Genomic DNA, 13,332 nt, shown 5'->3' with positions numbered 1-13,332 from the left:
TTACCCATCAAAAGGTAGGTTTAAACGTCATGGAAATTACATCTTAAGAGCGCCCATCTGTAGGGCAAAGTGAACTAAGTCATTTTTGACTTTCTGTTTTTTTATTGTCCTGAAAGACATGCTTAAGAGTAAATCATGCACCATAAACCAATTCAACTTAAAGACATAAGTCTTATCTATCCAAACAAAACATGTTTTGAAGCCTTTAGTAATGAAATCCATTTTGGTGAGCACATTACATTAATTGGTCGTAATGGATCAGGTAAATCAACATTATTAAAGATGCTTTGCGGTCTTTATTTGCCCTCTCAGGGCGACATCCAGGTTCCTCCTGATGTTCATTTCGGCTATATACCGCAAGTGATTGAAAGTTTTCCAACCCTAAGTGGTGGTCAAAAACTAAATCAGTTAGTAACAAAAATTTTATCCGAGCATGCTAATGTACTTTTGTTAGATGAGCCTACAAATCATTTGGATCATCGTAATCGTCGTTCATTATTGCGCATGCTGGAACATTATCCTGGAACACTCATTATTGCTTCTCATGATATGGAATTAATCAATACGGTTACAAGTACCATATGGCATATTGATGTTGGAAAAATCACTGTTTTTAAAGGGAGTTATTCAGATTATCAGGGCTTGCTTGCTGAGCGAAAAGCATCCATTGATCAGGAGTTAGTGAAACTTGCGCGACAAAAGAAAGAAGCTCATCTTGCCCTAATGAAAGAACAAGAGCGCACTAAGCGTTCGCGCATTCAAGGAGAGAAGAAAATAGCCCAACGTAAATGGCCAACAATTCGCTCTCATACTAAATTAGCTAAGGCTATTACAACGGGAGATAAAAGGCTAAGTCATATTCACTATAAAAAAGAACAATTGCTCGAAGAGCGTTCCTCTCTCTATCAACCTGAGGTGATTAAGCCCAAATTTAAACTAAACGGTTTTGGGCATCATAAGTCCTTGATAAAAATCCAAGAGGCTTCTATTGGCTATAGGTATGGGAACTTGATTTTGGATGATATTAACTTTCATCTGACCGGCTGTGAGCGGGTTGCATTGTATGGAGATAATGCATCAGGTAAGTCAACTTTTGTTAAAGCGGTATTGGGGGATCCTCAAATTAAGAGAGCGGGTGAATGGATTGTGCCGGATTGCTCATCGCTAGGGTACCTGGATCAACATTATCAGCATTTGAACTTCGAAGAAACCGTATTAGATTTAATGCGATGTCAAATGCCGCATGCTTCTCATCCTGAAATTCGTGCCCATTTAAATGATTTTTTATTTCGTAAAAATGAAGAAGTAGGAATAAAAGTTAAAAATCTTTCAGGAGGTGAAAAGGCAAGGCTTTCCTTGGCATTAATCGCCGCAAACTCTCCTAAATTACTTATACTAGACGAGATAACGAACAATGTAGATTTGGAAACACGCACCCATATTATTGAGGTATTACATGATTTTCCAGGGGCAATGCTCGTTATATCTCACGATCATGATTTTTTAGAATCTATTCACATACAAACTAAGTATCTGATTTATCAAGGGAAAATACTACGTTTTAATGATGCAGATAGAGGTAATAAAATATGAACACTAATTGTTTGCCGAATCATTTGGGCCATTTTATTTGGCATTTTTTAAAACCGTACAAGGTTGTAGTTATTTTATTTATGTTAGTTGCCTTATTTGCTGGATTTTGGGGGCCATTCAATAGCTTATTAATTAAATCGTTCATCAATACTCTGGCAGTAAAAACAAACACCGACATGTCCTCTTTATATTGGATTGCAGGATTATTGGTATTAAACTTTATTGTTTTTGACAACGTGACCTGGCGAACACTTGGATTTTTGAATTATAAATACGAAGCACGTATTAAAAATCAAATTATTAGTCAAACTTTTGAGTATGTTTTGGGAGGAAGTACGCAATTTTTCCAAGATAATTTATCAGGACGGATCGCAGATCAAATTACAACACTTGCTGAGAATCTCGAGATTATTTTACATCGAATATCAGTGGATTTTCTTCGTGGTGCTTCACTGTTATTAGTGTCATTTATTACGGCTTATTCTGTGAATGTATTGTTCTTTTATATTTTATTATTTTGGTTCATTGCTTTTGCCTCGTTTAGTATTTGGATGTCAGCACGGTTAGTTCAATTGTCTGATGACCATGCAAGTTCTGAATCCCAGTTATCTGGACAATTGGTAGATAGTTTAGCTAACCAGTCCAATGTACGTATTTTTTCACAAAAAAAATATGAAGTAGCGCGGATGGATCGCTTCTTTCATTTAGTGCAACAGGCATTTCAAAAAAAGGAGTTCTTTATTGTTTTGTTATGCTGTGCACAAGGTGGAATGATTGCGGTAATGATGGGTCTTGCTTCTTTTGCATTAATTCATTTATATGGCAAAGGTCTTGTGAGTATCGGTGATTTCACTTTGATTCTTGGGTTATCTATGGAGCTAGGTCATATGATGTGGTACACCATGTATCAGGTAGATCAGTTTAACCAAGCATTGGGTAAGGCAAGACAAAGTTTAAAGGCATTAGTGATACCCCATGAGATAAAAGATAAGAATGAGGCTTCCCAATTAGTAGTGGCGCAAGGAAAAATTGAGTTTTCTAAAGTTAAATTTCATTACCACGGAGGTTATTCTCTTTTTCAAAATAAGTCCGTGACGATTGCTGCAGGTCAAAAGGTTGGTTTGGTAGGGTATTCAGGAAGTGGTAAATCAACGTTTGTGAATTTGATTTTACGACTTTATGATGTTGTGGGCGGTGAAATTCTGATTGATGGTCAAGATATATCCGCAGTGACTCAAGAAAGTTTAAGACGAAGCATTGCAATGATTCCACAAGACCCAACGCTTTTTCATCGAAGTTTAATGGATAACCTACGCTATGGAAGGCTGGATGCTTCTGATAAGGAAGTGATGACTGCCTCCCAAAAAGCACATGCTCATGAATTCATAAGTCTTTTGCCTGAAGGTTATGATACTTTGGTCGGTGAGCGCGGAATTAAGCTTTCAGGAGGTCAGCGCCAACGCATTGCAATTGCCCGTGCACTATTAAAAAATGCTCCCATTTTAATGTTAGATGAAGCTACTTCGCAGCTGGACTCTATCACGGAATCTCACATTCAAGAGAGTCTTTGGGAGTTGATGCAGGGAAAAACAACTTTGGTTATTGCTCATCGTTTATCAACTCTTCTTCACATGGATCGCATTTTAGTATTCGATAAGGGGCATATTGTGGAAGACGGTACACATACGGAGCTACTAAAGCTTGGAGGTTTATACAAAACCTTATGGGATGCCCAGGTAGGTGGTTTTTTGCCGGATAAAGAGGACGATGAGCGACAGTTTAAGGAACACTGATCCTATTCTGCTGTAGCCCGGATTAGGCAAAGCCGTAATCCGGGGAATGAGGCACAAAGTTTTCGGATCACGACTGGGTTTAATCTGGGTTACACGTACCTAAAACGTGGTGGTTTATACAAAATAAATTATATATTTTGATTGATCTCCTATTTCGTCTAGCCTATTCAAAAGAGAGAATAAGTCATGTCAAACAAACAAGAGCAACGGCTCATTAAAGTGAGTTCTTATGATGCCAATTGGCCTGTGCAGTTTTTACAAGAAGCAGAGAAGGTGAAAAGGGCTTTGGGTGATAATTGTATTGAAATTAATCATATAGGTTCAACATCCGTTGTTGGTTTAGCTGCAAAACCCGTCATTGATATGATTCCTGTTGTTTTGGATATTAATAAAGTGGATAGTGCCAATGCTGCTATGGCAATGCTTGGTTATGAAGCAAAAGGAGAGTACGGCATTCCTTTTCGCCGCTATTTCCAAAAAGGAGGTAATCAAAGAACACATCACGCGCATGTTTTTGAGCTTTGCAATCCTGAAATTGAACGTCATTTAAAATTTAGGGATTGGATGAGAAAGCATCCAAAGGATAGGGATGCTTACGCCTGCCTGAAAAAAGACTTGGCACGCCAATATCCTAACGACATTAACGCTTATTGTTTGGGGAAAGAGGATTTTATTACAACAATAGATAAAAAAGCAGGTTTTAATGGATTGAGAATGGTTAAGGCGTTAACGACACGTGAATGGAATGCGGCACGCCATCTAAGACAATTTTATTTTTTTGACAAAGCAGGGCTTTCTGATCCTTATACTTGGACTTTTGCGCATGAGGCCCATGTTCATTTTGTTTTATATCAGGGGGGTGAAATCATAGGTTATGCGCATTTACAATTATGGTCAAAAGAACGAGCTGCTTTGCGCATTATTGTTATTGATGAAGAAAAAAGAAACCATTCATACGGCACCCAATTTTTAACTTTATGCGAAAAATGGATTAAAAATCAAGGTTATCAAAGTTTACATGTAGAGTCCTCGCCCAATGCACTTAAATTTTATAGAAATAATGGTTATATCGATATGCCATTTGATGATCCTGATGGTTACGAAGGTGATGCTCGAGATATTGCTGTGGGAAAACGATTATGACTCAGCATGAAATTATCATTAAGTCATTGGAGTTAATCGATATTCCTCTTCTTGTTGATGCATTTCAAAAAGCAAACTGGCAAAAAACGGCTTCACTGTTTGAAACTTATTATCAAGAACAGCAGCAGTTTGAGCGCGTGATATGGTTAGCTTATTTTGAAGATCAAATTGCGGGGTACGTGACTTTAAAATGGAAGTCTCAATATGAGCCGTTTGTTCGTCAAAAATTCCTGAAATTATGGATTTAAATGTATTGCCTTCTTTTAGGAAACAAGGAATAGGCAGTACTTTACTCAAAGCAGCTGAAGAAAAGGCGGCTATTCATCATGATGTTGTAGGTCTTGGAGTTGGTTTATATGCTGGTTTTGATGGAGGATACGGGCAAGCACAGCGGCTTTATGTAAAACGCGGTTATTATCCCGATGGTTTAGGCGTTACTTATGGTTATAAACCAACTGCTCCAGGAGCGGTTTATCCATTAGATGATGATCTTATTTTATGGTTTACCAAAAAATTAAAATAAGTTTTTCTGTTATACTACTGCCAAAATTTAGCACTAGTATGTAGCCAATCATGTCACGAACGGAACGCCTATTCGATTTAATTCAAATATTACGACGTCATCGATTGCCTGTGAGTGGCAAGAATCTTGCGGAAGAATTAGGTGTTAGCCTGCGTACTCTTTACAGAGATATTGGTACTTTGCAATGCCTTGGTGCACCTATTGAAGGAGAGCCTGGTATTGGTTATGTGCTTAAGTCAGGTTTTGTGCTACCTCCCTTGATGTTTGCAGATGATGAAATTGAGGCGATGGTATTAGGAGCACGTTGGGTTGCCCAACGTGCGGATACGCAACTTCAACTTGCTGCTCAAAATGTACTTGCGAAAATTTCTGCCATTCTTCCTGATGAATTAAAACACCAACTGGAAACTTCAGGACTTTTAGTCCCTCCAGGAAAACACGCTGAAGGTAAGGACATGGATCTCATTCTTATTCGCAAAGCAATTCGGTTGGAACGAAAAATAGAATTAAGATATCAAGATTTACAAAATAATCATTCGACACGAATACTGTGGCCCATCGCAATAGGCTTTTTTGATGAAGTACGCCTTATGGTCGCTTGGTGTGAGTTAAGACAGGATTTCCGCCATTTCAGAGCAGATAGAATACTTTGTTTGTCTATTACAGACCAAAAATATCCAGAGCGCAGGCAATCCCTTTTAAAAAAATGGCGTACTATTCATAATATTCCCCAATCTTATTGAATGATACTGACAAAAACTGACACGGATCTGCTTTATATTCTCCAACAGCTTAACATAATAATAACCAGGAGAAATCATGTTACCTGATCCAAATTTAGTTCTATTTTATGTGCGCAATATAGAGGGCAGTACGAGCTTTTATTCGGAATTACTCAATACAAATCCTATACATACTGAATCTGATTATGTTATGTTTTTATTAAAATCTGGATTACGACTCGGTTTGTGGTCTAAAACTATTGCTGAACCACAACCTACGCTGCTGGGAGGGGGAAGCGAGCTTGCTTTTTTGGTCGATTCCGAGCCTACTGTTGATAAACTTTTTGGGCACTATCAAAATAAGGATTTTATGATAATACAACCACCAACCCATATGGATTTTGGTTACACTTTTGTAACCTGCGACCCAGATGGTCATCGAATTCGTTTTTTTTCAAAAAAATGACTATGAATAAAATGGGCTGGCTTATTGCAATGAACTCACATAGTTTAGGGTGAGTTCGGAAGAAGTTTTTTATTAGAACCACGGTCTATCTGGTTTATTACAGTAAAATAACTGTTTTATGTGCCAAGGAATTGAAGATTGAATAAAATAAATATTACTGAATCTTTAGTACAAGTCTTAATCGCACAACAGTTCCCAGAGTGGAGCAATTTACCTATATCGGCGGTAAAAAATGGCGGTTGGGACAATAGAACTTTTCACTTAGGTACGGAAATGCTAATTCGTATGCCAAGCAGTGCTGAATATGCTGGGCAAATTGAAAAGGAACAAATTTGGCTGCCAAAACTTGCCCCACAACTTCCCATTCCCATTCCCGCTCCAATTGCGATAGGAGAACCAGATAGAATATATCCCTGGAAATGGTCCATTAATCGTTGGCTTCCAGGAGAAACGGCTCTCCGTACTCCAATTAAAGATTTATGTCAATTTGCACAACATCTAGCTTTATTTCTTAAGGCACTGCAAAGCATTGACGCCACTGGTGGACCTATTGCGGGTCCCCACAGTTTTTATCGTGGCGGTGATTTAGCAATTTATGATGCAGAAACACGAAAGGCTATTGAAATATTGAAGGGCAACATGAATGCTCTTGTGGCAACGGAGGTTTGGGAAAACGCTTTAGCCACACCCTGGAAAAATCTACCTATATGGGTGCATGGGGACGTGAGTGTCGGTAATTTGTTACTCTCTGAAGGAAAATTAAATGCCGTTATCGATTTTGGTCAACTCGCAATTGGTGATCCTGCCTGCGACCTTGCTATTGCCTGGACCTTGTTTGAAGGGCAAAGTCGACGTATTTTTTTAGACACACTAGAGCTTGATCTAAATACACAGGCACGAGGGCGCGCGTGGGCTTTATGGAAAGCGTTGATGTATCTTGTTAACAAACAAACCGATATGAATTTTGAGGCAAAAAGGGCCTTACGAACTATTAATGCAGTGGTAGCGGATCATACAGGCATTTGACATGAAAAGCGCTCATACAGAATGGGCTATCAATATCTTAAACGAATTAGGATATGCTCCTGAACCCCTAAAAACTGAAATAATTATTGATACAGCTTGGTCACAGGTGTCTCTTTTTCAAACGAAGTTGGGGATGGTTTATTTGAAAAAGGTTCCGGCTGCATTGTCATTAGAAGTGCATGTGATACAGTTACTCAGGGAACAATTTAATGCCCCTGTCCCGCATATCTTGGCTCATAATCAGGATCTTAATTGTTTTTTAATGCGAGATGCAGGCATTCCTTTGCATGATGTTTTTAAACCGAAATTTAGGCCAAATCTTTTAATTGATGCCATGCACGATTATACACTGCTTCAATTAAATTCAGCAGATAGAATACATCTTTTTCTTAATTTAGGTGTCCCTGATTGGCGCTTGGAGAAATTGCCAAAACTCTATCACCAATTAATGACAGAAGAAGAATTATTGATTGGCGATGGATTAACTTATCAGGAACTAAAACAATTAAAAAATTTAGATGGAAAATTACAATTTCTTTGTGAACAATTAGCCTGCTTCAAAATTCCTGATACGTTTGGTCATGCAGATTTTCATGATAAAAATATATTAGTTAATCCAGGCACACATCAAACAACCCTAATTGACTTAGGAGAAGTTGTTATTACTCATCCTTTTTTCTCATTCGTGAACTGCTTACATCGCGCTACAGAGCATTTAAAACTTCCCACTGCGAAATACAAACAGTTACAAAAGGCTTGTTTCAAAAATTGGCTTTCCGTAGAATCTTCAGTTCATGTATTTAATATTATCGACATGATTAATCAATGCTGGACGATACATGCAGTGCTGGGAGAATATCGTTTAATTAAAAGTATCACATCTTCAGCCGCGCAATCTCTTTGCAGGCAAGGACGATTTAGTTCCAAATTAAAAATTTGGATACAACAGTCAACGACTTTGGATTGATTTTCAAAGTCAGCTGATGAACTTTGAATGATTTTTGTGTGTTCATTTAGGGTTTGGCAAGAAAAACCAAATGTTAGCAGGTGCTAAATTTTTTAATTATTTTTTGCATTCAAAAACGATACTGGCATCAGTTTCATCAGGCAACGCCTGTCGGTTAAATGCTTTAACCAAACGAATATTCCTAAAACCAATATCAGCAAGCAAATGAAGCAGGAAGGAAGGATCTTGATAAATGCGAATTTTGTACTCCTCAATCTCTGTTTGAATAATACGGTTGTTCTCAATGAGTTCGTACTTACCTATTGAGTAACAGACTTCTTTATCAAGGATTGCTAATTGGCTCAATAATAGCAGTGTACCATCTTCTTTTTCCCATCTTGATCCTCTCCAAATCCCTAATTCTTTAGGAACTGCATGAAGTGTTTCTGCTTCAAATACAAAAAGCCCCTTATCTTCTAAATGCTCATAAATGGTTTTCAATGTTTGGTAGATACTTTCTTTTTCTGTAACGAGACCAAATGAGCCGCTAGGTATAAAAATTAATTTATATCTATGGGATTGATTGAAGTTTTCAATAAAATCATATCTAACGCTGGGGTTAAGATTTTTAGAGTGTGCTTTAGCATACAATCTTTGTAACATAGATTGACTTGCATCAAATCCATGCACATCAAAGCCTTCCTCAATTAAAGGTAATAAAAAGCGACCCGTACCACACATGGGCTCTAAAATTGGCCCTTGAGCGTCAATAACATAACTGCGGTAGAATTCATATTCATCTTGAGGTGCATTGGGTTTACTTAAGTCGTACACTTCAGTGCAAAGGTTTTGATAAGTATCCAGTTTTTTCATCAGTTCTTTTTTTGATTATAGTTTTGTAGTTTATCAGATAAAATAGCAGTGATTTCAGGATTGGCCAATCTTCTAAACATATCACCTGGCGCTTTTTTCCCAAACTGGCGATTTTACTCCTAAGCCCCTAACTTGTTCAATAAACAGCGTTGTTCTATAGTTATACATGAACGCACAAAGGAATGGTATGATTAAATTTTTTCTTAAAAAAAATAAGCACATCCTTTTTAGCCTTCGATTTAGTATTCTTTTTATTTTCATCGTGTTATTTGTCACAACCACTATTGTCATTGCAGTAGTGCGTTCCATTGCATTTTCAGATGAGTTGACTTATACCTCTTTTTCCTTGATGCAGAAGATTGCAAAAGTTGTGTCCCGTGAAGTAGATGTAGAAGTCAGACCTGTAGAGCATGCAGGACGATTTTCTGCGAAGCTTATTGAAGGTGGTGTGTTAAAAAATGATATCAAACAACTTGTTCCTTATATTTATTATATTGTTAGCATAACTAAGTTAGTACCAAGTGCTTATTGGGGGAATGAACAGGGTGATTTTATTTATTCGCAACGACATCCTGATGGAACTATTAGCACTGAACTTGTTCTTCGAGATCATCAACCAATGTTACATACAATAATATATCGGGATATACAAGGTCATATTGTGAAACAAGAAACTTTAGCGCCTACCTCCTATGATCCACGTACAAGACCTTGGTATTTGAAAGCGAAACAGTGGCGCGAATCGATATGGACTGATATTTATACTTATTATCCTGATAAGAAGTATTATTATGCTCATGAGAAGGGTATTTCAGTTGCGACACCAGCCTATAATAAAGATGGAAAATTAATAGGTGTATTTGGTTTGGATATGAGTCTAGCATATCTAACACAGTTTATTACCCATCAAAAAGTAAGTACGCATGGCTATGCATTCATCATTACAAAGACAGGGCATTTTATCGCTTACCCGATGCAGTCACTTGTTAAACAGTCTTCGCCAGTTGTTTCTCGACCATTAATTGATAAATCCCTGAGTTTTTATAATAAGACGCACCTGAAACAATTTAATTTAATCTACAAAAACGATACGTATCTCATTAATTACGAACCCATTTTTAGGTTTGCGGAACAAGGTTGGATTATTGGTATCATTGCACCTAAGAGCGATTTTGTAGGTTTTTTGCAACACATTAATTTTGTAACTTTATTAATTAGCATCATCGCGTTACTGTTAAGTATTGTCATTGTGTCGGGTTTAAGTACACGAGTTGTTAAACCGATTAACTATCTGGTGAGTGAAACAGAAAAAATTCGTCGATTTGAACTAGAGGGTTCTATTGACTTACCTTCACGCATGAAAGAAGTCGTTGTTCTGCGTAATGCTATCATCTCTATGAAGCGCGGACTACGACAATTTCAGCGCTATGTACCGAAATTATTAGTACGGCAATTAATTGAATCGGGTGAAGATATTCGTATAGGTGGAGTTAGGAAACAATTAGTCGTATTGTTTTCAGATATAGAAAACTTTACTTCCATTGCGGAAAAAATGGATCCAACAGAATTGATGGAACAAGTATGTGAATATTTTGAAGTATTAACTCAAGTGATTCTTTCGCAAAAAGGTACGATTGATAAATATATTGGTGACTCAATTATGGCATTCTGGGGGGCTCCTTTTCCTGAGGAAGCACCTTGTGAGCATGCTGCTCAAGCGGCCCTACAATGCCAAGCAAAAATTGCAGAATTGAATGCTAAATGGGGGCAACAAGGTAAGCCTAAATTTGTTACTCGCATTGGCATTCATAAGGGTGAGGCTATTGTAGGAAATTTAGGTTCTTTAGAACGGTTAAACTATACTGCAGTGGGAGATACAATAAATATTAGTAGCCGTCTTGAGGGCATCAACAAAGTGTATCAAACCCATATTATTGTAAGTCACATTGTTTATGAAGAAATCAAAGACAGATTTGTTTTGCGAATGATAGATCGTGTGGTGGTAAAAGGACGAACTGGTGCTATTTCTATTTATGAATTATTGGGAGATGATTTAACGCTTATTCCATTTGATTTAAAAGCATATCAAGTCGAATTTGCTCAAGGATTTGCAGCTTATACAAACAATCAATGGCAAGATGCCCTGTCCCATTTTCTGCGCTGTGTTGCTATTTTCCCTCAAGACACGGTTGCACCACTGTTCATGAGACGTTGTAAACAGCAATTAAATATTCAGTAAAAAATAATTTTAAACCATGCGTCCCTGTTTTTAATTGTGCTAATGATTCTCAATGCATTATAATAATTCAATTTGAAAATAAATTGACGCCATGTTCTCTATCAAAAATCAATCACAAGCTTTATTTGCTCACCCGTTAACTATTTATCCCTTTCGCCAGTATGATCTATTGGAGTTTGCCAAACAACAAGGCAATAGAGGGCTTGATGACGCTGGTGAATGTCACGCACTTGTTTTGGCATTTTTAAGAGACGATAATACTCGATCAGCGCTTAAGGAAAATAATTTAAAGGTGGTTTTACCGATTGTTCGTCGACTTAGTTTTCAACTCAATGGCGAAGCGTATCGTGAGTACGGATCTGAGAGCCCAGAGTACAATACCTATGAATTACCAGGTATAGAGCCAAGACAATTTTATTGCTCCGTTGATAGGAACAATTTAATAACGTTACTGAAGATGCTCGAGCTTAATCAGGGTGTTGTATTAAAAATAGGGGCTGAAAAGGTTGCGGCTCCTACGCCACAATCATCATATCCCACTCATATGCTTGGAATTAAAAAAACGGGTCATGGTGTATTTGAGTTATTTGATCCGAATAAAGGAATTTATGAAGGTAATATACAGAATTTAGCCCTAAAGCTGTTAGAGCGCGTGACTCATTATACCGCTAAATCTAAGATAATAGGGTATACTACTACACCCATAAAATCTCCGATTAGTAACCACAGAGCAATGTTTATCGACGATTATTCTAATACTAATAAACTCATTTCAAAGCTATGATTTTGTAATTCGAGGTTTATATATTGTTCTGTATAAAATAGACTAAATGCGCTTTAAAACTGCAAGACGGCTTAACGTTATTTCCCTGAAAAGGAAAGAACGCTATCGTTGGGTAAATTCGATGTTTTGATCGGAATCAGTCTTATCAGGAGAGCTAAGATTTTGAAAAACTCCTATTTAGAGAACTAGATTACTGGATGATTAGTGATTGACTTGCCCACATTATAGCTTGTTTTTTGATATTTTAGCTTATCACCAGTAAATCCTGCTCTTTTAATGTACTCCCAGAACACCGTATAAAGTAGGCCAAAAATAATATTAATTTTAAACGACCTTATCTTGAAGTCCCGTTCCATAAGAGATAATTGGAACCGGATGGTATCTGATAATTCATAAATATTAACGGGTCTAGCTGGTAAGCTAAGAATTAAGGGGAATAGCGTCTCAGATTCGTAATTTTGAGCGAGTTTTGCTAAAAATACATTGGCGCAAATTTTGCCAATTTTGGGTTGTTGAATTAAATCATATCGAAAATCGATGATGTCATGAGCAATCTGAATAAGCTCACCACCCTGAGTAGCCTTAGGATATATGGGTTTGAGTGCCGAATAAGTTAATCCTCCATTTTGTTCAATAAAATCAAGAATTCTGGGATCCTTTTTTATAAAATGTACTAACAAAGCTAGGTAAGCTCCGGATATCTCAATGTTAACGGCTGCAATTTTTTCTCTTAGCCTCATATTTTTCTTGGAATTGTACAGTACTGTTAATCGAGCTTGTAATGCTAATTTATTGGCAAATAAATTGCAGAATGCATGTAATTCTTTTTTTGTAATTAATTTTTGATCGATAAATTGATTCAGTACTAATAAATCATCCTGATCTAATAGTTTTTTTAAAAAGGAATTTAAACGAATGCCTAAAGATGCATCCCCTAGGGCGATGATGCTGTCAGGGGAGGCAGTATCAATAATATCATCTAATTTACTGAAAAGTTTTTTTAAACGATAAAAGTGCACAGATTTGCGAACAATTAACCAATAATCCCTAGGATATAAACGCATTACAGACAATACAATCGCTAAACTTAAAGGATATTTTATGAGGCGACTATGAGCCATTGTATAGACCCAGAGTGACAGGTAAGGAATGTTTCTCCAATAATATATGGATTGTGTAACATATTTAGCTAAAAATAATTGGCTAACAATTATAACAAATAAG

The 13,332-nt window shown here is 37.1% G+C and carries 13 protein-coding genes; 11 read left to right on the top strand and 2 right to left on the bottom strand.

What is annotated here, in order from left to right:
• Nucleotides 1–135 precede the first annotated feature (135 nt).
• The 9 genes from EL220_RS12370 to EL220_RS12335 all read left to right on the top strand — a co-directional run bounded on the left by EL220_RS12370 (nucleotide 136) and on the right by EL220_RS12335 (nucleotide 8,233).
• Nucleotides 136–1,593 carry an ATP-binding cassette domain-containing protein gene (locus EL220_RS12370; RefSeq protein ID WP_027270283.1) on the top strand — a complete coding sequence of 486 codons (1,458 nt, stop codon included), beginning with the start codon at nucleotides 136–138 and terminating at the stop codon, nucleotides 1,591–1,593.
• Nucleotides 1,590–3,386 carry an ABC transporter ATP-binding protein gene (locus EL220_RS12365; RefSeq protein WP_027270282.1) on the top strand — a complete coding sequence of 599 codons (1,797 nt, stop codon included), beginning with the start codon at nucleotides 1,590–1,592 and terminating at the stop codon, nucleotides 3,384–3,386. Before EL220_RS12370 ends, EL220_RS12365 begins: the two co-directional genes overlap by 4 nt.
• Nucleotides 3,387–3,572: 186 nt before the next feature.
• Entirely contained in the window at nucleotides 3,573–4,529 is a 957-nt protein-coding gene (locus EL220_RS12360) for a bifunctional GrpB family protein/GNAT family N-acetyltransferase (RefSeq protein ID WP_027270281.1), read from the top strand.
• Nucleotides 4,526–4,777, top strand: coding sequence for a hypothetical protein (locus tag EL220_RS19135; protein WP_232002433.1), 252 nt, complete (start codon nucleotides 4,526–4,528; stop codon nucleotides 4,775–4,777). Before EL220_RS12360 ends, EL220_RS19135 begins: the two co-directional genes overlap by 4 nt.
• A 5-nt stretch (nucleotides 4,778–4,782) precedes the next feature.
• The gene (locus EL220_RS19130) at nucleotides 4,783–5,052 is read left to right on the top strand and encodes a GNAT family N-acetyltransferase (protein ID WP_232002432.1); all 270 of its coding nucleotides are present in this window, start codon (nucleotides 4,783–4,785) and stop codon (nucleotides 5,050–5,052) included.
• A gap of 50 nt (nucleotides 5,053–5,102) precedes the next feature.
• Nucleotides 5,103–5,795 (top strand): helix-turn-helix transcriptional regulator, encoded by a 693-nt coding sequence (locus EL220_RS12350; protein WP_027270279.1) that lies wholly within the window; start codon nucleotides 5,103–5,105, stop codon nucleotides 5,793–5,795.
• A gap of 76 nt (nucleotides 5,796–5,871) precedes the next feature.
• Nucleotides 5,872–6,240, top strand: a complete 369-nt coding sequence (locus EL220_RS12345; RefSeq protein ID WP_027270278.1) for a VOC family protein — start codon at nucleotides 5,872–5,874, stop codon at nucleotides 6,238–6,240.
• A 138-nt stretch (nucleotides 6,241–6,378) separates the two neighbouring features.
• Entirely contained in the window at nucleotides 6,379–7,266 is an 888-nt protein-coding gene (locus EL220_RS12340; RefSeq protein WP_027270277.1) for an aminoglycoside phosphotransferase family protein, read from the top strand.
• Nucleotide 7,267: 1 nt separating this feature from the next.
• On the top strand, nucleotides 7,268–8,233 hold the full coding sequence (locus tag EL220_RS12335; protein ID WP_027270276.1) for an aminoglycoside phosphotransferase family protein: 966 nt from the start codon (nucleotides 7,268–7,270) through the stop codon (nucleotides 8,231–8,233).
• 96 nt (nucleotides 8,234–8,329) lie between these two features.
• Here EL220_RS12335 and EL220_RS12330 read toward each other — a convergent pair whose 3' ends face one another.
• Nucleotides 8,330–9,085, bottom strand: coding sequence for a methyltransferase domain-containing protein (locus EL220_RS12330; RefSeq protein ID WP_027270275.1), 756 nt, complete (start codon nucleotides 9,083–9,085; stop codon nucleotides 8,330–8,332).
• A 187-nt stretch (nucleotides 9,086–9,272) separates the two neighbouring features.
• On the opposite strand from EL220_RS12330, the gene EL220_RS12325 reads away from it, so the two are divergent.
• Together EL220_RS12325 and EL220_RS12320 are read left to right on the top strand one after the other, a co-directional pair.
• The gene (locus EL220_RS12325; protein WP_027270274.1) at nucleotides 9,273–11,324 is read left to right on the top strand and encodes an adenylate/guanylate cyclase domain-containing protein; all 2,052 of its coding nucleotides are present in this window, start codon (nucleotides 9,273–9,275) and stop codon (nucleotides 11,322–11,324) included.
• A 91-nt stretch (nucleotides 11,325–11,415) separates the two neighbouring features.
• Nucleotides 11,416–12,108, top strand: coding sequence for a hypothetical protein (locus EL220_RS12320; protein ID WP_027270273.1), 693 nt, complete (start codon nucleotides 11,416–11,418; stop codon nucleotides 12,106–12,108).
• 185 nt (nucleotides 12,109–12,293) lie between these two features.
• Here the strand turns inward: EL220_RS12320 and EL220_RS12315 are convergent, their stop codons facing one another.
• Nucleotides 12,294–13,229: a hypothetical protein gene (locus EL220_RS12315; protein WP_232002431.1), complete on the bottom strand. Its 936-nt coding sequence runs from the start codon at nucleotides 13,227–13,229 to the stop codon at nucleotides 12,294–12,296.
• Between the last annotated feature and the right edge of the window lie 103 nt (nucleotides 13,230–13,332).

Source organism: Legionella sainthelensi, from assembly GCF_900637685.1.
GTDB classification, from domain to species: Bacteria; Pseudomonadota; Gammaproteobacteria; order Legionellales; family Legionellaceae; genus Legionella; species Legionella sainthelensi.
The sequence above is the reverse complement of the archived record's forward strand: the minus strand, read 5'-3'. Positions and strand labels throughout refer to the sequence as shown.